Source organism: Aquabacterium sp. (assembly GCF_050725395.1).
In the GTDB taxonomy this organism is placed as follows: Bacteria; Pseudomonadota; Gammaproteobacteria; order Burkholderiales; family Burkholderiaceae_C; genus Aquabacterium.
Window position 1 is genome coordinate 14,612 of the sequence record NZ_JBOHHL010000038.1, and the last position, 22,329, is coordinate 36,940.

The window sequence follows — 22,329 nt, forward strand, 5'->3', positions numbered from 1 at the left end:
CTTTTTAACATGTCGCATTCAACACCAGGGACAGGGAAATGCCGAAGATCAATGTGGGCCAGATGGTGGGATTCGTGGTCGGGCAGGCCCTGCTGGCTTTTGTTCGGCTGTCCACCGGCGTGCATTTGCGCGAATCCGGCCTGCCCCCGGGGCTCACCCAGCGCGTCTACTTTTCGAACCACACCAGCATTGGCGACTTCATCCTGATCTGGGCCGTGATGTCGCCCGAACTGCGCCGCACCACGCGCACCGTGGCCGCCGAGGACTACTGGACGAGCTCGGCCTTGCGCCGTTTTCTGGCGCTGAATGTGTTCAACGCGCTGCTGATCAGCCGCTGCGGACAGGGCGGGGCGCAGCGCATGACCGAAGCCCTGCGGCGCGGCGAGTCCCTCATCATCTTTCCCGAAGGCACGCGCAACACCAGCGCGGCCTGGCTGACGCCGTTCAAGAGCGGCCTGTACCACCTGGCCTGCGAGCACCCGCAGGTGCAGTTCATCCCGGTGTGGATCGACAACCTGCGCAACGTGATGCCCAAGGGCGCGTGGTTGCCGCTGCCCCTTGTCTGCAGCGTGGGCATGGGCGCCCCTTTGCCCTTGCGGCCCTCGGAGCCGACCCTGGCCTTTCTGGAGCGCGCGCAGGAGGCCGTGCTGGCCTTGAAGCCCGATTCGCAGGCGGCCGTGCCATGCTGACCGATGCCGCACTACTGCCCACGTTCCTGATGCTGCTGTCCAGCGTGCTGGGCGCGCTCACCCTGGCCTCGGTGGTGGGCGTGGTGCTCAAGCACAAGGTGGCGCGTGGGGCACCGCACGCCGTCATCGACAACCTGAACAGCCGCAACAAGGCCTGGTGGGTGATGATCCTGATCGGCACCGGGGCCTTCGTGTGGGGCAAGACGGGCGTGGTCATCCTGTTCTCCCTGCTGTCCTTCATGGCGTTGCGCGAGTACACGACCGTGGCTGGCCACCGCCCCTGCGACCGTGCGGCCCTGATCGGCCTGTTCTACCTGGTGCTGCCGCTGCAATACCTGTGGGTCTGGCTGGAGTGGGAGATGCTCAGCCTGCTCTTCATCCCTGTGGGGGTCTTCGCCGTGCTGCCAGTGGTGATGCTGGTTCAAGGCCAGGTGTCTGGCTACCTGGAGCACGTGGCCAAGATGCAGTGGGGCGCGGTGATGGCGGTGTACTGTTTGTCGCACGTGCCGGCATTGCTGACGCTCGGTGTGGACGGCTTCGAGGGCCGGCAGATCCTGCTGGTGATTTTTTTGGTGATGGTGGTGCAACTGGCCGATGTGCTGCAGTACGTCTGCGGCAAGCTGCTGGGCCGACGCCTGACCGCGCCACGCTGGTCGCCGTCGAAAACGGTGGAGGGGCTGGTGGGCGGCATCGCCGGAGCATCCCTGATCGGCGCGGCGCTGTCGGCCATCACGCCATTCGTGCCCTGGCAGGCCGGCGCCGTGGCTTTGGCCTTGTGCTCCACCGGATTCCTGGGTGGTTTGGTCATGTCGGCCATCAAGCGCGACCGGGGCGTCAAGGATTGGGGCGGCCTCATCGGGGGGCATGGTGGGGTGCTGGACCGGCTGGATTCGGTGGTGCTGTCGGCGCCGGCCTTCTACCATTTGCTGCGCTGGTGGTGGGTTTCATGAACACCAGCCAGGTGGTGATCGCCATCGGTTTGGGCCTGGTCACGCTGGGCGCTCTGGAGGCCTTCGTGCTGTCGCGCCTCAAGCCGGGCAGTTACGACTGGAAAGGGCACCATGCCTCTTTGGCCACCACCGTTTTGCGAGGCGCCACCGACTGGATCCCCTTGTCCTTCCTGCTGCCGGGTGGGGCTTGGTTGTACGAGCGCCGCTTGTTCGAGATCCCGCTCGACACTGCCTGGGGGCTGCTGGTGCTGCTGGTCGCGCAAGAGTTCTGCTATTACTGGTTTCACCGGGCGAGCCACCGCATCCGCTGGTTTTGGGCCAACCATGTGGTGCACCACACGCCCAATCAATACACGCTCAGCGCGGCCTACCGGCTGGGCATCACCGGCAAAGTGACCGGCATGTTGCTGTGGTTCCTGCCCATGTGCTGGATCGGCTTCACGCCGCAGGTGGTGGTGGTCAGTTTCGTGGCCAATCTTTTGTTCCAGTTCTGGATCCATGCCGAGTGGATTCCCAAGCTGGGCTGGCTGGAAGGCATCATCAACACGGCTTCGGCTCACCGGGTGCACCACGCGTCGAACGTGGAGTACCTGGATGCCAACTATGGTGGTGTCCTGATGATCTTCGACCGGATTTTCGGCACCTATGTGCCGGAGCGCGATGACATCCAGGCCCGCTATGGCCTGGTCCAGCCCGTGAACACCTACAACCCGATCAGGATCTGCCTGTGGGAATACGGCCCCTTGCTGCGCGACCTGAAGCGCGCGCGCAATGTTCGGGAGGTACTTGGGTATTTGTTCGCGCCGCCAGGGTGGGCACCAGATGGCCGAGGGCAGACCACGGATGACTTGCGGCGTCTGCGCGGACTCGGCAGCCCGCCGCCAGACAGTTGTTGAATACCTTGAGAAAGGAAATTTCTCTCGTCACCAAGCCCGCTCCGTTTCCGCTTCGTCGCGGCCATGATCCCATTCCATGGCCTGAACTGAGCCGGCTGGGAAGGGATTGGCGGTGGTTCCGTTCCAAAAGTCTGATTTGCCGCGCTGATAAGGTGTGAGCGGTGCTAACTGCGCGGCTGGCTTGAAAATAGATAAAAGCCATGTGATAGGCATCAAAGCTCCCTGCGTGCCTGTTGTTGGTTGCGGATGATACAGAGTTGGTATCGTCAGCAACCTCGGGCTTATCCCTGCGAATACTGATAGAAGGTTTCCCAGGCTGCAGTCGGCCGACGACAAATTGGATCCATCACTCCTAGATGAATCAACAACTTAGTCCAGACCGACACAACATGTTGTCGCTGCGGGTGCGACAACAAACAGGTTGGAAAAAAGCCCGCGACAAAATATCGCTGCGTTGCGGTGGCTGTCATTTACGACTGCGCTAGTCACCAGGCGCGCCGGCGACATCGAGCTTGACCAGGCCTTCCGTGCTCAATCGCTGCAGGATACGCTGCCCGCTGCGGCGAAGCGGACCCGCCAACGCAGGCCAGGTCGTCAGGCGGCCATAGCCGGACAACAGTGGCAAGGCTGCATTCAGCAAGCGTTCTCCCATCAAGCTCTTCGGAATGCCGTAGGCATTTGCCCCCGCATCACCCAGCATGCGTCGGAACAAGGCCAATTGAAACGAGCGTGGCATGCGCGCCGTAGGGGGCAGGGTGCAGAGCCCTTCGATCAAGGCGGCCATGACGGACCTGGCGGTTTCATCTGGCGCGAAGAAGGAGCTGGAGATGTGCCGGTCAAATTCGTCTTGTTGTGTCTGCGTTTTTCCGATCAGCGCCTCCGGCACACCCAACAAGCACGTGACATGGCGCCAGATCATGCAATGGCCACGCGCCATCGCTGTTGCACACGCCAAAGAACAAGGTGCCAGATTCGTTCAGGCGGCGGCTGATGTTGGCCGCCATGCGACCTGTGCGCGCAAACACGACCGCAGCGTCTGGGTTGGCGAATGTCAGTGGCATGCAACCGTAGGTCAAAGCCAGAATCAGCATGGGGAAATGGCGCTGCGCCATGGCGCCGCCAAGACGCATTACATCGAAATCCACCCAGTCCGGCACGCAGGACATCTCGGTGAGCAAAGCCTGCGAGGCAGGGTGTCCTTCGTCAGCCAGCTGTTGCAGGCTTTGCCCGGGATTACCCATTGAGCCGCGTCGCCCGCGCAGCTCACTGACCACGCGTTCAGCCAATTCGTCTCTTGCATGCAGCCATGGCTGCATTGTCTCCAGCCAGCACATCAGGCTGGGGTCATCGGGTGGGTGGTTTCCCAAGGGGATCGGTTCCACTGATCAAACCTCATCAAGGTGCGTGCTGCTGGATGAAAGCCAGCGCCTTGCGAGGTAGTTCCGGCGCGCTGTGGTTGATGAAATGCCCCTGCCCAGGCAGCACCTGGAAGTCCAGGTTCGGCACGAAGGATTCGACATCCCGCCAGGATTCGATCGCGAACAGGGGATCGTCCTGCCCATAGAAGGCCAGGGCCGGCGCGCGCACCTTGAGCACGGTCTTCATCACCAGGTTGGCGCGGTCAGGGTAGAGCCAGGGACTGGGCGGATACGCCATGGCGCGGTACAGGCTCAGCATGCGGTCCCAATGCCAGTCGGTCTTCATGTTGGTGTCGAAGAGGCGTGCAGCGCGCGAACCTGCGTAATAGGGTTGCAACAAGGCCTGAATTTGGGGTTCCATCAGCGCGTGAAACTGCGCTGTGGCCTCGGGCGTGTTCTGCCGGACCAGGTCGATGTAGATGCTGCGCTGGCGTTGCTCGGAATCGGGCTTGGCCAGTTCGCGGAAGTAGGTGTAGGGATGCGGCGTCGAGAGCACGACCACCGCCTGCGTCTTCATGGGATAGAAGATGCTGTAGAGCCAGGCCACCGCGCCGCCCCAGTCATGCCCCACGGGGATGACTTTCCTGTAGCCTAGGCAGCTCACCACGTCGTGGATCTCGCCAGTGGAGCGAAAGACATCGTAGGCTTTGATCTCCAGCGGGCGCGATGATTCGCCGAAGCCTTTGAAATCGACGGCCACCACGTCGTAGTGTTCGCCGATGAGGTCGATCCAGGTCTCCCAGGAACGGGCGAACTCGGGCACACCATGCAGCAAGAGCACCACCGGCCGGGTGGTATCGACGGGACCTGGCTTGCGTTTCATCAGCACGTGGTAGGTGGGTGTGGGGGCCTGGGCCGTGTCCAACCGCACGAATCGTTCCTCGTAAGAGCGCCACGGACCCCAGGTAACCTGCTGCTGCAGCTGTTCAGCCTCGGTCAAGGGTGGAGGGGACCACTGCGTGCAGGCTGGTGTGGCCCGCGCCGCGGTGCAGAGCATGAAGGACAAGGCCGCCGTGGCCAGCGCCAGACTGCCCATGAAAGTACCGCTGATCTTGGTGGTCATCTCGATCCCTTGGTTGGTGACGATGCGGGTGATGGTCCTCAAACCCGCCAGTGCCGACAAGAGGGGCTTCGAGATCACACGCCCATGTGGCGACAGCCATTGCCCGCTTGACTACACTGGCAGGATGAAGATCAGCATCGCCATGGTGGAGGACGACGAGCGCGTGCGACGCAGCATGGCACGCGCCATCGAGGCATCGGGCCGAATGCAGCTCGTCTATCAGACGGACCAGGCCGGGCAGGCCCTGCTCTGGATGCACGACTACATGAGCCAGCCGCCTCACGTTTGGCTGGTGGACCTTGGCCTGCCCGATGGCAACGGACTCGATGTGATCAAGGCCGCGTCTCACCATTGCCCGGACAGCCAGATCATGGTGGTGTCGATGTTCGGCGACGAGGCCAAGGTGCTCGACAGCATCGCTGCTGGCGCGACGGGCTATCTGCTCAAGGGGCAGGGCGACGAGGACCTCATCGAGCACATTGACGACATGCTCGATGGCGGCTCGCCCATCTCGCCGATGATCGCCCGGCAGCTGCTGCTGCGAATGAAGGCCAGCCGCAGTTTCGTTCGCGCGACCGACGGTGCGACCGGGCAGTCACCGCCGCCCCTGACCGAGCGCGAGCAGATGGTGCTTCAACTGATCGCGCGAGGCTACAGCTACGACGAGGTCGCCACCGAGGCCGCGCTGTCGCCCAACACGGTCCGGCATCACATCAAGAATATTTACAGCAAGCTGTCAGTGCATTCGAAGAACGAGGCCATCTTCGAGGCGACACGCCGAGGCTGGATCAGGATGGATTGATGCGGCGCGCGCGCATGGTCATCTTGGCGTGCCGCTCACTGGTGGTGCAAATGGTCTTGCTTCTGGCAGCGATTCTGGCACCCGCCTCGATGCGCCCCGCGCGGGCGGACGACGGCAGAGCCCCGACACCGCGGTCCACGCTGATCGACCAAGCCTGGATCGCCAAAGGCGATTGCAGCAGGCCGGACACCCTGTGCGCATGGCGGCCTGTTTCCTTGCCGGATCACTGGGGCATCGAGAAGCGCAAAGGCACCTGGACCTACCGCATCGACCTGCCCACCCCCGATGCAGTCGATGCCGCGCTACCTCATGGCCTGTGGCTGCCGCGTGCTGGCGATCAACTCATGCCGTGGTTCAACGGCCAGCCCCTGAGCTGGCGGGGTCACATCCATGATGGCGATCACAGCCATGCGCGATGGCCACTGTGGCTATCCGTGAGTCCGGCCTGGATGCGGCCGCAAGGCAATGAGCTGCGCATTGTCGCCACATCGACCCATGGTGACCTGCCTGGCCTTTCGCGGCTGCGGTGGGGGCCGTCTGACGAGGTGAGCGAAGGCTACCAGTGGCGCATCTGGACCGAGACTGGTGGCTCAGTGGCCACCATCATGCTGTCCGGCCTGACGGCGTTGGTGGGCGCGGTCGTGGCCTGGCGAACCCGGCACATCCAAGTCTGGATCTTCACGCTGTGTTCGGTGCTGTGGGCGCTGCGCGAGGTCATGCGGATACAGGTCATGCCCTGGCCTGACCCGGTCGGCTGGCATGCCATCACGGTGGGTGCCTTCGGCCTGACCGTGCTGCTGGGATGCTGCTTGCAAGTGATGCGGATGCAGATCCGCGCGCGCTGGATGTACGTGCCGATGCTGCTGGTGCTGCTGGCCTTTCCCTGGGCCACTGTGGAAGCCTTCCTGGCGCCCGACAGGCATGTGTTCATCTTCACGCGTTGGATTTTGGCGGTCTTCAGCGTCGGCACGGTCACGGCGGCGCTGGCATTCTGGAACCTGCTTCGCCATCCCGGCGCATCGCAGTTGGCGATGGCCCTGGGTGGTGCCGGATGCGTGGCCCTGGCCTTCATCGACAACTGGCGCTTCTTCCTGTCGGGCAACCCTCTGGGCTATGAAGGCATCGCGGTGACTTCCTACATGGGCGTGAGCATGATGCTCGGCATCAGCGTGGCGGCCTTTCTGCGGGTGGACCGCGCCATGACGCTGGAGGCCGTGCACAAGCATGAGCTGGAGCGGCAGGTCGAAGCTCAGCGTCAGGAACTGCAAACCCTGCATGCACGAGAGCAGGCACGCGCGAGCGAGCAGGCTGTCGCCGATGAACGCGCGCGTCTCATGCAGGACATGCACGATGGCCTGGGATCGCGGCTGGTGGGTTTGATGTCGACGGTGCAATCGGGCACCTTCACGAGCGAGGAACTGGCGCAGGATCTGGGCGAGGCGATGGATGAACTGCGGCTGACCATTGATTCGCTGTCATCGGCTGGCGCAGACTTGTCCAGCCTGCTGGGTCAACTGCGCTTCAGGCTGGCACCGCGCTGGCGCAAGCTGGGCATCCGCCTGGACTGGCAGGTGGACGAGTTGCCCATCGGAGACGGCCTGGGGCCGGCCGAACTGGCCAGCCTGCAAAGGTTGCTGCACGAAGTTTTCTCCAACATCCTCAAACATGCGCGGGCCACCCAGGTGCATGTGCGGGCCTTCACCGACAAAGATCAGGTAAGCCACGTGATCGAGATCAGCGACGACGGCATCGGCTTCGATCCCTCGAACGATTTCGGTGGCCATGGCCTGCCCAACATGCGCCGTCGCGTGGCGCAATTGAGGGGGCAGTTGCGGATTGATGCTTCAACGGGCGGGGGCACGCGCATCCGCGTCGAGCTGCCGGTGCATCCCGCTTTGAACCGCACCGGGGCTGGTGACGCCCATTAGCTGGCGCGCTGATCAAGGACGGACTTGGCGCCTCGTTTCCGCCGTTCCTTTCGGCGTCTAGGAGTTTACATAATATACATCGTAGAAAGTAAATATGATTGCGTGAGGCTGCCGCTTTGAGCATCACCACGCCCGTGGCGAAGCGCGGGCCGCCGCCAACCACCGGTCTTTCGTTGCCCAATTGCCCGTCAATACCCGCTGCGCCTGACCGCCCGCAAATGGGACACCTCCACCGAGCGGATTTTCCCGCTCTCCAGCCTCACGACCCGATCCCCCACGTGAAAGTAGCGATCGTCATGGGAGATGACCAGGATGGCTTTGCCCAAGGCCCGCAACTCGGGCAGCACTTCGTTGTAGAAAAACTGCTTGAACAAGGGGTCCTGGTCGGCCGCCCATTCATCGAACACCAGAAAAGGCCGGTCCTCGAGGTGCGCCACGATCAAGGCCAAACGCTTGCGCTGCCCCTGGGACAGTTCACGCGTGCTGAACGCGCCATCCACCATCTTCACCTTGTGCTGAAGGTGAAGCTTCTCGATCAGGCGATTGCCCTCTTCGTCGATCTCGGCATGGCCGCCCTCAAGAAGTTGATCGAACAGGTGGAAATCGGAGAACACGGCCGAGAACAATTGGCGGTAGTGGTCGCGGTTGTCGTTGTTCACCGGACGCCCGTCGAGCACCAGCTCACCCGACTCCGGGGGGTACAAGCCCACGATCAGTTTGGCCAGGGTCGTCTTGCCGCTGCCGTTGCCGCCCACCAAAAAGACCACTTCGCCGGGCGTGAACCGGAGGTCGATGGGGCCCAGCTTAAAGAAATCGCCGCTTTGCTCGTGGTAGTACCGGTGCTTCAAGCCCTTGAGCTCAATGGCCGCAAAGCGGTGGCTCGTTCCCGGATCCACCGCCGCTTCCTGCGTTGCCATTTGCTGGGTTACTTCTTCGATCCGGGCTGAAGACACCCTGGCCAGGTTGGCCTCGGGCAGCCAATCAAGAAGGCTCTGGAGAGGCGTGACCATGTACACGAAGACCAGCGCGAAGCCCGTCATGACGCGGGCTTTGTCCGGCATTTCGCCCACCAGCACAAACAAGACCAGGCCGATGAAGGCATAGATCAGGAAATTGCCCCAACCTGCGGCCACCTCGAAAATGGCCATGCCGCGCATGCGATGCCGGGTCACGCTGTGGATCGACGTTCCCAAAATCGCCGACGCGAAACGGTCGCGTTTTTGCCGGTTTTGGCGCAATTCCTTTGCGCCCTCGGTCAAGGCTCGGAAGTGCCCGAACAACCGATCCTGTTCTTTGGACGCCGCATCCAGATGGCGTGCGGCAACGCGCTGGGCCCACAAATAGCCCGCGGAGCCCAAAGCAATGACGCCAATGGCAACCAGGAAGACTTGAGAAGACAGCATGGCCAAGTACAGCAGGCAGCCCACCACGACGACCCCATTGGTCAGGATGTTGGGGACGCTCACGAAGAAGCGCGCTACATCAGTCACGTGATCGGCCAAGGCCGATTGGACCCTTGCGGCGCCCAGTTGCTCCAACAAACGCATGGGCGCGTCCATCACACGTCCTGACACGAACTGGCGAAGTTCCGCCATGGCGCGCAAGCGCAGCAGTTCGAACAGCAATTTGGACCAGACCCCACAGATCAGCGCGCCCAGCACCACGGCGGAAAAAGACCAGATCAGTTGCGCGCGCCCCTCGTCGGTGGCGGTCAAGGCCGCGTTGATTTGGGTGACCAGCAAGACGCCGCAGATCCCGGACACGATGCTGGCGATCGACGCTGCCAGCAGCAGCCAGCGTGACCGTTTGATCAGATAAATGAGCACGGGAACCTCAACTCAGTGGGATGTTGCAGGAGAAGACGGTTCAGGGCCGCGGATGTTTAACAGGCCCCTGCCCTTGTGTGCCGGGCACCGTCAGGCGCTGCCGCCGAATGAGCTGCCTGGCGATGTCGCCTTCCGTGAAAGGCACCCTGAGCCACTGCTTTCGCGCATAGCGCCGGATGCCTTGCCCACCCTGCCCGCCTTCCACAGCGGCTTCGTCCAGTCCGTGGGCCAACAGGGTGTCGGCCTCGACGCCCCGTTTGCCAAATCGCACCAGTTGCAGGTAGGTATTGGCCAGGCTGCGGCCATCCAGGGCGCCTTGCATGTACGTTTCCTCGCCGCAGGCCACGGTGAAGTAGCCGGCGCCGCAACCTCCGAACAACGCGACGGTCGAGCCGCCCGTTTTGACAAAAAGACGCTGGCGCAGCGGTTCATCGAGCGGGCGCCCTTGCCATGAAAATTGCACCACGGCCGCGGCCAAGGCCTGGGCCACCCGGGGATCTTTGGCCTGGGGCGCAGCCGGTGTGTTCAAAGGGCGGCTTTCCTGGAATGGCTGCCCGTAGAACTCTTCCGCGGGAATGGCTTCGAGCCGGTCCCAGAATGCGGCCCACAGCAAGGCGCCACGGTCATCCGGCCCGGCTGTGTTGCCCCACCTTGCCAACACTTGACAAGCTTGGCGGACATCCACCTCGCGTGGCGTGTCATAGGCGAGCCCATCCATGGGATTCGTGGCCAGTGTCACTTGGCCTTGCGCGCAGGCACCTGCCAACAATGGGCCTTTGAATTGGTCCGCGGCGAAGTCGCGTTCCGTCAAGACGTCTTGCTTGAGCGACCGCACCAAGGCTTCGGAAGAGGTGAAATGCCTGGCCAGCGCATGGCCAGCGATCGCGTGGCCGTGGCGCGCCCGCAGGGACAAAGGCTCTCCCTCGCCGCCAAGCAAGGCGGCGTAGCCCGTCAGGGGTTGGCGCGGATTGGCCAACCAATGGCTGTTGTTCATGTTGGCCACATAGTCCTGGCGAAACAGGCCCGGCAGTTTGTCGGCGGGCATGACCCCGGCTTGAGGTGTCGAGGCATCGATCCGCCAGTCGCAAGCGGAACGGCTCCCGTCCAGAAAAGGCGTCTTGGCATCGATCTGTCCGAAAGCGTCCCCCAGGGCGGTCCTGCAGTCTTGGCGAAGATCGTCCGGGACATTGGGCACAGCGCCAACGTCTCCGTACCAGACCCGTGGATCGCCCCGGCCGATGGCCACGGTGTTGACCCACGGCATCGCCAAGGCCCGTTTCTGCAGCAGGACAAACTCGTCCAATGACCGGGCCTTGTTCCAGTCCAGGTAGTTCTGAAAAACGCGGTGGTTGTCCGCGTTCACATCATGGATGGCGACGGCCGTGTTTGGCGTCCATCCCAGCGCTGGGGATTGGCCTCCCAGGTTGATGACCGGGCCAAAGCGGGTGCGGTAGACCTTGCGCTCGACGACCGAAGGCTGGCCATCCGCGCCCCGAACCGGGATCGCGATGTTTTGAACCTCCATCCGCTGCCACTGGCCGTCAACGCGGTAACTCATCGGATCCTTGGGGTCCAGTTGCAGCCCATGGAAGCTGAAGCGGATGGCATTGGAGACCGTGTGCGACCAAGCCACATCGGCGTTGAAGCCGATCATGATGACGGGCACGCCCAGGAATGCCGCGCCAGCGACATTGACCTGGCCAGGGATGGTCAGGTGGGCCTGGTAAAGGCGGTCAGGTCCGCCCCAGTACCAATGAGGGTTGCCGAACAGCACACCGCCCTCACCGCTTGCTTCGCGGCCAAACGCCATCACATTGCTCCCAATGCCGGGTCTTTCACCAATGGTAGATGCTTGAGAGGTGGGCCTTGTGAGGGCCGCGGCCGGCGTGCCTGGCGGCTGGGCGTTGACCAACTCAGGGATGAAGTGGGCGTAACCCGCGGCCAGGCCGGCGGCGTACAAGCGGCGCAGAAGGTCATCGGTGGTGATGGGCCTCACCCACGCTTCTGACAGGCAAGGCCGTGAAGGATGGGGGCGGCCCTGCTGGCGCTGCTCGCTCAGTGAGCGGTTGTAGCCGTCGGCGAATCCCGCCAGCGCATCGAGGACCTCGGGCGACTGCTGCGACCGGTAAGCCGCCACCGCGCGGGCATCCACGAATCCACGGAAAAACGTGTCCAGGTCAAGGTTGCGGCCACGGCCGAAGGTGGCGTTGTGGTGCGGCTGCGCTTCGGCCCCGAAGAAGAATGAGCGCCGGCCTTCGTAGGTGACAAAGGCTTCCGCCAGGGTGCACAAGGCATCTTGTGCCTGCACATGTCCCAGGCCCACGCCAAGGCCGCGCCAGTTCTCGGCCCGGATGTGAGGAATGCCATCGGTCGTGCGACGAACGTCCACGAAGGTGGCGCGGGCTTGGGCCCCAGCCCATGAAAGCGGACTGGCCATCAGCGACAAGGCCAACCATCCCACCGACATCTTGCGAAATCCCACGCGCATGCGCCTCTCCATGAACTTGAAAAGAACCCTCGACATTGGTAGACGGATTCGCACGCATTTTGTTCAGCACTAAACAAACAAGCCAAGCAGGCGTCATCTCCAACAAGCCCGACCTGTCGTCGCCAACGGAGAAACCCATGTCCAGTGTGCTGCCACTTCTGATCGACCATGCCTTGGATGGCGATGACCGCCTTGGGCCAAGGCACAACGCGCTGGCACAACCCTATCGGTTCGGGCCCAGCCCGATCCTTGAGCGGCAAAGTGCCCGCGAGTCGAACGCCCGCAGCTACCCTCGCCGCTTGCCCATCGCACTCAAACGCGGGCAAGGTCTCTATGTGGAGGACATTGAAGGCCGCGTCTTCATCGACTGCCTGGCTGGCGCCGGCACCCTGGCCCTCGGGCACAACCACCCGGTTGTCGTGCAGGCCATCCAGCAGGTCTTGCGCGACGAGCTCCCCCTGCACACGCTGGACTTGACCACGCCCGTCAAGGACGATTTTGTCGAGACCTTGTTCAGCCTGCTGCCGCCGGAGTTCGCCCGTGACGCGCGCATCCAGTTCTGCGGCCCGACCGGCGCCGATGCGATCGAAGCCGCGCTCAAACTGGTCAAAACCGCCACCGGCCGTCAGACCATGCTGAGTTTCCACGGCGCTTACCATGGCATGACGCAAGGCGCGCTCAGCCTGATGGGCAACCTGGGGCCCAAGGCCGCGATCGGCGGATCGGGCTCGGGCGTGCAATTCCTGCCCTACCCCTATGAATACCGCAGTCCCTTCGGACTGACGTCAGAGGGCACGGTTGCCGCCAGCCTGCATTACATCGAGACCATCCTCACGGATCCGGAAGGCGGTGTGTCCTTGCCCGCGGGCATGGTGATGGAGGTCATCCAGGGCGAAGGCGGTGTCATTCCAGCGCCAGATGACTGGGTGCGGGGCATTCGGAACATCACGCACCGCGCGGGCGTGCCGCTCATCCTCGATGAAGTGCAAAGTGGCTTCGGGCGCACCGGGAAGATGTTCGCCTTCGAGCATTCCGGCATCCTGCCCGACGTTCTGGTCTTGTCCAAAGCCATTGGCGGCAGCCTGCCGCTGTCGGTGGTGGTCTACCGCGGCGAACTCGATCAATGGCGTCCGGGAGCGCATGCCGGCACCTTCCGAGGCAACCAGTTGGCCATGGCGGCCGGCAGTGCCACGCTCAGGCATATCCGTGATGAGCAACTGCAAGACAACGCCGAACGCATGGGCCAGCGTCTGCGGAGCCACCTCCGGCATCTGCAGTCGGACCACCGCTGCATCGGCGATGTGCGTGGTCGAGGCCTGATGATCGGCATGGAGATGATCGACCCGGACGCTCAGCCCAATTCATTGGGCCAGCCCGTGGCGGCATCGGCCTTGGCGTCCCAGTTGCAGCGCGCCTGCCTTGAGCGCGGGCTGATCCTGGAGTTGGGCGGCCGGCACGGCAGCGTGGTGAGGCTGTTGCCGCCGCTGATCATCTCGGAACAGGAGATCGACCTGGTCGCGGACATCATGGCCGTCTCGCTGGCGGTGGTAACCCGGCGCACCATGCCTGACTGACCTGGAGGAATCGTTTCCAGCGCGTCGTCCCCGCCCCACTTGCCTTGAGCCGCACAGCCAAAAGCTTCGGCTACAATGAATGCTAATAATTCTCATTATCGGCAATGGCAAGTTAGGCAGGGGGCCTGATGCAGACGTTGGTACAGGATCTAATCAGGCACTACGATGACCTTCGCAGGCACTTGGTGCGCGAACTGCGTGATGCCGACCATGCGGCGGACATCGCGCAATCCACGTTCGAGCGCGTCTACACCCACGCCTTGAATCTGCCCGCCATCCACATCGATTCACCCCGTGCCATGTTGTTCAAGGTGGCCCGAAACCTGTGCATCGACGAAGCGCGTCATCGCCGGGTCGCGCAGGACTGGGCGCGCGACAAATACCATGCCGACCTGCATGACGCGCAACCTTCCAGTGAACACCTGTTCGCCCATCGGCAACTGCTGGAACGGGTCGTTGAAACAATCGAACGGCTGCCGCCACGCCGTCGCGAGGTCTTCCTCCTGTTCCGTGCCCATGGCTACAGCCATGCCGAAATTGCCGAACGGCTGGGCATCACGGAGATGGCCGTCGCCAAGCACCTGGTCAGGTCGGTGATCGACTGTTCTCGTGCACTGGCGGAATTGCGCACCCAATTGCTGGAACCCCAAACCGTCTGCTTGCAAGGTGAGTTTGGCGGAGACCTGGCGGAAGACCGCTGAAGGCTTGCCATGGCCCGCGCCCGCCCTGAGAAACTGGTGGAACACGCCCTCACTTTGATCGTGTTGATCGAGGGCGCCAGTCCCGACGCGGCCCGACAGGCCAGGGCATCCCTGGAACAGTGGCGCGCACAATCCCCCGACAACAAAGCCGCCGAGCAAGAAGCCCGGCAGCGGTGGAATGCCTTGTTCTCCTTGTCGTCCGAGTTGCGAACGCGGTTCCAGGAGCCTGGCGGCGGCGCTGGCTCGAAGCACGCCAAGCAACGGCGCGATCTTCTGCTGAGCGCCACGGCGATCGTGGGCACGGGCACCCTGGCAGCTTTGGGCATACGGTGGCAATGGCTGCAACCGATTTCCATGGCCCGGCATCAAACCGCCACGGCCCAATTGCGCAAAGTCAACCTGGACGACGGGTCGCCCGGCAGCCAATTGGCGCTCAGCCCGCAAAGTGACCTGGAGGTCAGGCTTTACCGCCAGCGCCGGGTGGTGAACTTGAGGCAGGGGGAGGTTCGTTTCGACGTTCAGGCCGATGCCGAGCGCCCCTTTGAAGTGCTGACCCGGGAGGTGGCCATCGAGGTCGTGGGCACCGCCTTCACGGTCCGCGACCGTGGCGGGCCGGTTTTCGTGGGGGTGGACCACGGCAAAGTCCGGGTCAGGCTACGCCCGCAGGCTTCCGGCCAGCCGACCAGCCTGGTGGATCAGGCCATTGATCTGCTGCCGGGACAGGGCCTCACGGTGCGGGGCGGGCGGCCTGAGCGGGTCCAAGCCGTCGATGTGGCGTCCTTGTCAGCTTGGCAAGACGGCTGGCTTGTGTTCCAGGACACGCCGCTGGGCGAAGCGCTGGCCACCATCAATGCCTATCGGCGCGTGCCGGTCACGGCCCTCGCCAGCGTCAGCCAGATGAAATTCTCGGGACGTTTTCGCGCTTCCGACACCCAAGGCCTGCTCACCTCCTTGCTGGCCATTTTGCCCATTGCCGCCGACGCGAGCCCGGATGGCGTCGTGACCTTGCGGCCCCGCTAGCGCAACAAAACCGGCAAGTCCTCGAAAAAGGCTGTCTTACTTTTCCGACGCTGAAACGTCTAGGAAAAAGTAGGGCCTGTTTCTCTTTTTCATCCTTGGGTGTCATCACATGCATTACCTCCCTCGCCAGCGCTTGCTGGCCGCCGCCTTGGGTGCCGCGTTCAGCGCTGGCAGCCTGTCCCTCAGTCCCTCGGCCATGGCCCAATCCACTGCCAGCACGGAACGGCTCTTTGACCTGAAGGTGACCGCGCAACCTCTGTCCAGCGCCTTGAACGAACTGTCCAGGCAAACGGGCATCCAGTTGCTCGCGGCCACTGAACTGACCGAAGGCGTCAGGGCGCCGGCCGTTCAAGGGCGTCTGACGGCAGAGCAAGCGCTGTCCGCCCTGTTGGCGGGCAGCCACTTGCAGGCCGTCCGCAGTGCCGACAACGCGTTTGCCATCCGCCGGGTGGACAAGGCATCCCGGGTGAGCGAGTTGCCCGCCGTGACGGTGAGTGCGACCCGACCCAGCGAGACCGCCACCAGCCACATCAACGGCTTCGTGGCCAAGCGCAGCGCGACAGGCACGAAGACGGACACGCCCTTGGTCGAAACGCCCCAGTCCATTTCGGTGGTCGGCGCCGAGGAAATCGACACCATCAAAGCCCAAAGCCTGATCGATGCCCTGGGTTATGTGGCGGGGGTGTCGCGTGTGGAAGGAAGCGACCGCACGACGGAAACGCTTTTGATCCGCGGTTTCGAGGTCTGGGCCGAGAACAGCAGCATTTACCGCGATGGGCTCAAGTACAGCGTGAATGTCAACAATGGCACGCAAGAGCCCTATGGCTTTGAACGCGTCGAATTGCTCAAAGGCGCCGCTTCTGTGCTGTATGGCGCCGCGTCTCCGGGGGGGATCATCAACACGGTCAGCAAGCGCCCCACGACCTCGCCACTGCATGAGCTCAACGCCGAGATCGGCAGCTTCAACCGAAAGCAGGTGTCGGGTGATTTCGGGGGCGCGCTGGACAAGGACGCCGAATGGTCCTACCGCCTGACCTTCCTGGCGCGCAAGAGCGATACCTTCGTCGACTTTGTGCCGGACGACCGCACCTACATTGCCCCGGCCCTCAAATGGCAACCCTCTGCCGCCACCTCGCTCACGCTGTTGTCCGAGTTCCAGCACGATCGCACCAAGTATGTGCCTGGCATCCCGCCCGAGGGCATGGTCAAAGCCAATCCCAATGGGCAGGTGCCCAGGAGCCGGTTCATCGGTGAGCCGGATTTCGACAAGTTCGACAACAAGCGGGGATCCATCGGTTACCTGTTCGAACACGCATTCGATGAGCAATTGAAGTTGCGGCACAACTTGCGCTTGTACAGCCAGGCCAATGCGAGACCTTTCTCCTACCTCGCCGGATTGAATCCGGACCTGCGCAGCATCCAGCGCGGCACGGCCATGGTGGAAGACAGCTCCAACGCCATCAACACCGACACGTCGCTGGAATACAAGTGGTCCATGGGCAGCACCCAGCACACCACGCTGGCGGGCCTCGACTACAGCTACCAGAAGCACCAGCAGATCAACAGCTTTGGCTCAGCCCCAGACCTGGATCTGTTCACCCCTGTTTACGGTTCGCCCTTGAGCGCCCCAAGCTACGCGGGCACCAAGCAGCTTCGCGACCGCAAGGTCGGGCTGTACGCGCAAGACCAGATGAAGGTCCACGACAAGTGGGTGGTGTTGTTGGGCGGGCGCCAGGATTGGTCGCACAACGACAGCAGGCAGGCTGCCGTTCCAGCCGCCGACTGGCTCAACGAGGACAGCAAGGCTTTCACCAGCAGAGCCGGCCTGGTCTACCTGGCTGACAACGGTCTTGCACCCTTCCTCAGCTACAGCCAGTCGTTCGAGCCCACGTCCGGCCTCGACAGCGTCACCAACGATCGGCTCAAGCCCACCAAGGGCGAACAATACGAAACCGGCTTGCGGTATCAGCCCAAAGGCAGTGACTTTTTGCTGACCGCGGCCATCTACCAGCTGACCAAAAGCAATGTCATCGTCTATGACCCGCTTGACCCAAGCGGAACGACCATTCGACAGGTGGGCCAAGTGCGTTCTCGCGGGTTGGAGCTGGAAGCAAAAACCAGCATCGGGCGTCACACGAACCTGTCGGCAGCCTATGCCTACACGGATGCGCGCACCACCGATCCGCTCGCGGCGGGGCCCAAGGTCACGCGCACTGGCGGCGTTCCCTACAACCAGTTCTCGCTCTGGGCGGACCATGACATGGCCGGCCTGGGCCTGCCAGGCTTCAAGGCCGGCGCAGGTCTGCGCTATGTTGATGCGACCGCCGTGTCAGGTACGCCCAGTGTCACCGTGCCGTCCTTTGTGCTGGTGGACGCCATGGTCAGCTACCGCACCGGACCATGGCGTCTGGCGCTCAATGCCACCAACCTCACGGACAAATACTACGTGGCCTCTTGCACTTTCGGTTGCTTCTACGGCGAACCACGCAAGGTCATCGGCACGGTGACCTACCGCTGGTAAGGCGACCGGCCCGCCTGCCCTGATGCCCCTGGAGCTTGCTCACCTCCAGGGGCATTTCTCTTTGGTTCAGCGAAGTGCCATGGCCTGGCTCACCTCCTCCAGCAGCAGGGCATGGTGGATGATCCCGAAGTGGTCGGCATCGATGTGGCGCTGCGTCAACTGGCAGGCCGGCATCTGGCGCACCAGTTCCGCGATCTCATCGCCCGGCCGTGAGGCGGACCACCAGCAACGGACCTCCGTGGCCAAGCGCTCCGGCAAGCATTCCGCGACCGGCCCCGAGACCGCGCGCGCGATGGCTTGGCCGGCCATGAAGATCCGGGCGATTTCTTCCGCCCCGATGCCTGAATAACGGGCGTCCACCGCGTCACCCAGTGCCAGCAGGATCTCCTTCAGCTTGGCCACGACCGCGGCCTCGTCGCGCTGCAGGTCACCGGTTTCCTCGGGCAGCCGGTGCGCGTGGGCCAGGCCGGGCAACACCAGTTGGAGGCTGGTGTTGAACGCCTCGCTCCAATCCTCGGCCTCGGACAAACCGATGCCCGGCACATGGGTGTCCACCAGGCCCAGGAAGGCCACGGCCTGGCCTTGGGCCTCCAGGCGCGCGGCCATCATGGCGGCCAGCGCCCCACCGAGGGACCAACCCAGCAAGGCATACGGCCCTTGCGGCTGGGCCGCCCTCAGCATGGCCACGTAGTCATCGGCCATCTGCGACATCGACCGATCCTGGTGGTTCAGGTCGAACAGCGTGCGGCACGCCAGGCCATGCACCGGGCGAACCGCCTTGAGGCTGCGCGCCAGCGGCAGGTATTCCATCACCGTGCCCATGCCGGGGTGGATGCAGTAGAGCGGCCGGTTGCCCGCCAAGCCGTTGAGCGGTGTCAGGGATTTTGGGCCCTGGCCGCGGCCGGCCAGCGAGGCGATGGTCGGCGAGCGCATCAAGTCGGGCAATTCGAACTTGAGCCGGGCGTCTCCGCTGGCCCGCACCCGCGTGAGGACGCGCAAAGCCGTCAGGGAATGTCCGCCCAACTCGAAGAAGTTGTCATGGCGGCCCACACGCTCCAGGCCCAGAACCTCGGCCCAGATGCTGGCCAGCATCGTTTCGACCTCGCCTTGCGGCGGCTCATGGGCCCGCTCCACCACCGCGCCGGGATCGGGCAGTGCTCGGCGGTCGATCTTGCCATTGGCGTTGAGCGGGAGCCGGTCCAGCACCGCGATCGCCGCGGGCACCATGTAGTTCGGCAGGCCCAGGCCCAGGCGATCCCGCAAGGCGGCCGTGTCAATGGCCTGCCCTGCGTGCGGCGACACATAGGCCACCAAGCGGACCCCACCCGGCTCCTGGCGGGCCACGACCACCGCGTCCCCGACTTCGGGCTGCGCCAGCAGCCGGGCCTCGATCTCGCCCAACTCAATGCGGTGCCCCCGCACCTTGACTTGGTGGTCAAGACGGCCCAGGTACTCCAGCCGGCCATCGGTGCGCCAGCGGACCAGGTCGCCCGTGCGGTAGAGCCGCCCTGCCCCCGTGTCATCGAAGGGATCCGCCACGAAGCGTTCGGCCGTCAGGCCCGGCCTGCGGCCATAGCCCCGTGCCAAGCCCACGCCGCCAATGTAGAGCTCTCCGGGCACCTCGCTCGGAGCGGGTTGCAAGCCCGCATCCAACACGTGGAAGCGAGTGCCTGCAATCGGCGCGGCCAGGTCGGGCACGCCGCCTTCGACACGGTCCGCCGACGACCAGATGGTCGTTTCGGTGGGGCCATACATGTTCCACAGTTCGACGCCCAGCGCCGCAAGGTCTTCGGCCAGGTCAGTCTGCAACGCTTCTCCACCGCACAGGCCCTTGAACCCGGACAGGGGAGCCTGCGGCCAACCACCGGCCCTCAAGAGCCTCCAGCCGGCCGGCGTCGATTGCAGCACCGTGGCCTGGCTCTCATGAACCAGATGGGCCAAGGCCTCCGCATCCCGGGTGACCTCGCGCGGCGCCAGCACGATCCGCGCGCCCACCATCAATGGCAGGTACAGTTCGAGCGCCGCGATGTCGAAGGACAGCGACGTGACGGCGACCAGGGTGTCGGCCTCGGTCATGCCGGGCGCGGCTTGCATGCTCAACAGGAAATGGCTCAAGCCCTGGTGGCTCAGCATGACGCCCTTGGGCCGCCCGGTGGAGCCCGAGGTGTAGATCAGGTAGGCCTGGCTGTCTGGCCGCAGCGCCACGTCCGGGTTGTGGTCCGGCTCGTCTTGCAGATCCAGGCCTTCCATCGACAGGATCGGCAGAGGCTGGCCGCTCGGGAGGCTGATGTCGACCGAGCCCTGCGTGAGCAGCAGCGCGGCGCCGCTGTCCTCGACCATGTACGAGAGTCGATCCACTGGGAGTTGCGGGTCCAGCGGCACATAGGCGCCACCGGCCTTGAGGATGGCCAGCAAGCCGACCACCATCCCGATGGAGCGCTCCAGCGCAATCCCCACCTTGACCTCTGGCCCCACACCCAAACTGATCAGGCGGTGCGCAAGCCGGTTGGCCTGGGCATTGAGTTCACCATGGCTCAGTTGCGCTTCACCAAAGACCAGTGCGATCGAATGGGCACGCCGTTCCGCTTGCTGTTCGATCAGCTGGTGCACGGGCGGTGTGCCCAGGTGGTGACGATCGTTGGTGCCGCGTTGCCTCAGCGCGCCCCGCTCCTGTTCGGTCAGCACATCCAGTTCACAGGCCAGGCGTTCCTGGCCCAATGAATCGGTCAGCCATTGCAGCGTGGCCTGCATGTAGTCGCACAGGCGTTGAGCCCCGATCTCATCCGTCACCTGCGCGACCAGGTCGAAGCCCGTGCCCAGATCGTCCACCGACATGGTGAAGGGGTAGTTGGTGCGTTCCTTGAAATCCAACCGGTCCATGCCGGCCCAGGCCTCGCCGGCTTCGCCACTGCGGTCTTCATGGCCGATGTGGCGGTAGTTCAGCAGTGCCGAGAACAACGAGGCCCCCGAAGGCATGCCACTGCAGCGCTGGGCAAGCGTGAGGCTGGCATGTTCGTGGGCCAGCAAATCGACCAGCGCGGACTGGGTTTGCTTCAGGCAGGCTTCCAGCGCGCGCGCGCCCAGCTTGATGCGGATGGGCAGGGTGTTGATGAACAGCCCCAAGGCGCGGTCGGCTTCGGCGCCACTTTGCATGCGCCCGAACAGCACGGTGCCAAACACCACATCGTCCTTGCCAGACACCTTGGACAGCACCAGGGCCCAGGCCAGGTGGAACAAGGTGGCGGCACTGACGCCATGGCGCTGTGCCTTGTCGCGCAACTGGCGGCTCAGCGCAGCGTCCAGCGGCAAGCGGACTTCCTCGATCTGGCGGCCATCGCCCTGCACATCGTTCAAGCCAAATGGCATGGTGGGCTCTTCCACATCGCCCAGCATGCCTCTGAAGAAGGACTCATGCTGGTCTTTGCTCAAGCCCAGGCGGGATTGCGCGACGAAGCGGCGGAAGGGCACAGGGTCGGGCAAATCGGCCTGTTTGCCTTGCAGGACCAGGGATACTTCCTCGATGAGGATTTCGTCCGAGGTGTGGTCCAGCGTCAAGTGGTGGTGCGGCAACTGCAGCAGCCAGCGGTCGTGACCCGGGTCATGGGCCGCGATGGCCCGGAGCAAGGGGGCTCGGCGCACGTCGAGGCGGTAGTGGCTGGAATCGACATGGGCGGTGAGCCGCTCAGCGACGTGGTCCTCGTCGCCCGCCTTGTCGAACCATTCGATGTCCAGCCTGGCATGGCGATGCACCACCTGCACCGGCTCGGGCAGGCCCTCCCAGTGGAAGGCCGTCCGCAGGATGTCGTGGCGCGCGATGACTTGGTTGAGGCCATCGATGAATCGGTGCAACAGCTCCCGCGTGTGAAAGCTCAGCAGCAAGGCGTTGACGTAGACATCGCCTTCGGTTTGCAACAGGTGGTGAAAGAAGATGCCCTGCTGCAAGGGGGCCAATGGGTAAATGTCCTGGATGTTCCGTGCGCCACCAGGCACCGCGGCCTCGATGCTGTCGATGTGGGCTTGATTCAGCGCCACCAAGGTCAGCATTTCTGGCGCAATGGCCTCGCACGCCGGGGGAATGAGGTTGGCGGGCACCGCCAGTGGGGCGGGAGCGTTCTCGCCCATGCCAGCCAGTTGCGCGGCGAAATCTGCGAACACGGCATGCTGGAACAGGGTGCGCACCGTGACGGTCCAGCCTCCTCGACGCAGGCGTTCCAGCAACTGGATCGCCAGCAAAGAGTGGCCACCGAGTTCGAAGAAGTTGTCACGCCGGCCAATGCGTGGCACGCCGAGGACCTCGGCCCAGATGGCGGCCAGCGCGCTTTCCAGCTCGCCTTGCGGCGCTTCATGGGTGGGTGAAGCACCGAGTTCGGGATCGGGCAAGGCCTGCCGGTCGATCTTGCCATTGGCGTTGAGCGGCAGGCTGGGCAGCACCACGATGTGCGCCGGCACCATG

The 22,329-nt window shown here is 63.8% G+C and carries 16 protein-coding genes; 10 read left to right on the forward strand and 6 right to left on the reverse strand.

Annotation, left to right across the window (positions count from 1 at the left end):
• The first annotated feature begins 38 nt into the window (after positions 1–38).
• Genes ACREB4_RS18195 through ACREB4_RS18205 form a run of 3 tightly spaced genes read left to right on the forward strand, consistent with a single transcriptional unit; the run spans position 39 to position 2,535 of the window.
• Positions 39–689 (forward strand): lysophospholipid acyltransferase family protein, encoded by a 651-nt coding sequence (locus ACREB4_RS18195; protein ID WP_431589658.1) that lies wholly within the window; start codon positions 39–41, stop codon positions 687–689.
• Entirely contained in the window at positions 683–1,639 is a 957-nt protein-coding gene (locus ACREB4_RS18200; protein WP_431589659.1) for a phosphatidate cytidylyltransferase, read from the forward strand. The genes ACREB4_RS18195 and ACREB4_RS18200 overlap by 7 nt, the downstream gene beginning before the upstream one ends.
• Positions 1,636–2,535, forward strand: coding sequence for a sterol desaturase family protein (locus ACREB4_RS18205; protein WP_431589660.1), 900 nt, complete (start codon positions 1,636–1,638; stop codon positions 2,533–2,535). The genes ACREB4_RS18200 and ACREB4_RS18205 overlap by 4 nt, the downstream gene beginning before the upstream one ends.
• 27 nt (positions 2,536–2,562) lie before the next feature.
• On the opposite strand, the gene ACREB4_RS18210 is transcribed toward ACREB4_RS18205, so the two are convergent.
• A complete protein-coding gene (locus tag ACREB4_RS18210; RefSeq protein ID WP_431589661.1) occupies positions 2,563–2,748 on the reverse strand; it encodes a hypothetical protein in 186 nt (61 codons plus the stop codon).
• Between the two features lie 268 nt (positions 2,749–3,016).
• Positions 3,017–3,421: a hypothetical protein gene (locus tag ACREB4_RS18215; protein ID WP_431589672.1), complete on the reverse strand. Its 405-nt coding sequence runs from the start codon at positions 3,419–3,421 to the stop codon at positions 3,017–3,019.
• On the opposite strand from ACREB4_RS18215, the gene ACREB4_RS18220 reads away from it, so the two are divergent.
• Complete coding sequence (locus ACREB4_RS18220) at positions 3,318–3,779, forward strand: hypothetical protein (RefSeq protein ID WP_431589673.1); 462 nt, start codon at positions 3,318–3,320, stop codon at positions 3,777–3,779. The genes ACREB4_RS18215 and ACREB4_RS18220 overlap by 104 nt on opposite strands.
• Positions 3,780–3,930: 151 nt before the next feature.
• Here the strand turns inward: ACREB4_RS18220 and ACREB4_RS18225 are convergent, their stop codons facing one another.
• Positions 3,931–5,094, reverse strand: a complete 1,164-nt coding sequence (locus ACREB4_RS18225) for an alpha/beta hydrolase (protein WP_431589662.1) — start codon at positions 5,092–5,094, stop codon at positions 3,931–3,933.
• Positions 5,095–5,140: 46 nt separating this feature from the next.
• On the opposite strand from ACREB4_RS18225, the gene ACREB4_RS18230 reads away from it, so the two are divergent.
• Both ACREB4_RS18230 and ACREB4_RS18235 read left to right on the forward strand, forming a co-directional pair.
• Positions 5,141–5,818, forward strand: coding sequence for a LuxR C-terminal-related transcriptional regulator (locus ACREB4_RS18230; protein ID WP_431589663.1), 678 nt, complete (start codon positions 5,141–5,143; stop codon positions 5,816–5,818).
• 50 nt (positions 5,819–5,868) lie between these two features.
• Positions 5,869–7,746: a sensor histidine kinase gene (locus tag ACREB4_RS18235; RefSeq protein ID WP_431589664.1), complete on the forward strand. Its 1,878-nt coding sequence runs from the start codon at positions 5,869–5,871 to the stop codon at positions 7,744–7,746.
• 188 nt (positions 7,747–7,934) lie between these two features.
• Here the strand turns inward: ACREB4_RS18235 and ACREB4_RS18240 are convergent, their stop codons facing one another.
• Together ACREB4_RS18240 and ACREB4_RS18245 are read right to left on the reverse strand one after the other, a co-directional pair.
• Positions 7,935–9,572 (reverse strand): cyclic peptide export ABC transporter, encoded by a 1,638-nt coding sequence (locus tag ACREB4_RS18240; RefSeq protein ID WP_431589665.1) that lies wholly within the window; start codon positions 9,570–9,572, stop codon positions 7,935–7,937.
• 40 nt (positions 9,573–9,612) lie between these two features.
• The gene (locus tag ACREB4_RS18245; protein ID WP_431589666.1) at positions 9,613–12,060 is read right to left on the reverse strand and encodes a penicillin acylase family protein; all 2,448 of its coding nucleotides are present in this window, start codon (positions 12,058–12,060) and stop codon (positions 9,613–9,615) included.
• A gap of 137 nt (positions 12,061–12,197) precedes the next feature.
• On the opposite strand from ACREB4_RS18245, the gene ACREB4_RS18250 reads away from it, so the two are divergent.
• The 4 genes from ACREB4_RS18250 to ACREB4_RS18265 all read left to right on the forward strand — a co-directional run bounded on the left by ACREB4_RS18250 (position 12,198) and on the right by ACREB4_RS18265 (position 17,876).
• On the forward strand, positions 12,198–13,634 hold the full coding sequence (locus ACREB4_RS18250; protein WP_431589667.1) for an aspartate aminotransferase family protein: 1,437 nt from the start codon (positions 12,198–12,200) through the stop codon (positions 13,632–13,634).
• A 128-nt stretch (positions 13,635–13,762) separates the two neighbouring features.
• Positions 13,763–14,335, forward strand: a complete 573-nt coding sequence (locus tag ACREB4_RS18255) for an RNA polymerase sigma factor (protein ID WP_431589668.1) — start codon at positions 13,763–13,765, stop codon at positions 14,333–14,335.
• A 9-nt stretch (positions 14,336–14,344) separates the two neighbouring features.
• A complete protein-coding gene (locus ACREB4_RS18260) occupies positions 14,345–15,355 on the forward strand; it encodes a FecR family protein (RefSeq protein ID WP_431589669.1) in 1,011 nt (336 codons plus the stop codon).
• 109 nt (positions 15,356–15,464) lie between these two features.
• The gene (locus ACREB4_RS18265) at positions 15,465–17,876 is read left to right on the forward strand and encodes a TonB-dependent siderophore receptor (RefSeq protein ID WP_431589670.1); all 2,412 of its coding nucleotides are present in this window, start codon (positions 15,465–15,467) and stop codon (positions 17,874–17,876) included.
• A gap of 66 nt (positions 17,877–17,942) precedes the next feature.
• On the opposite strand, the gene ACREB4_RS18270 is transcribed toward ACREB4_RS18265, so the two are convergent.
• A partial coding sequence (locus ACREB4_RS18270; RefSeq protein ID WP_431589671.1) for an amino acid adenylation domain-containing protein occupies positions 17,943–22,329 on the reverse strand: 4,387 nt, incomplete at its 5' end.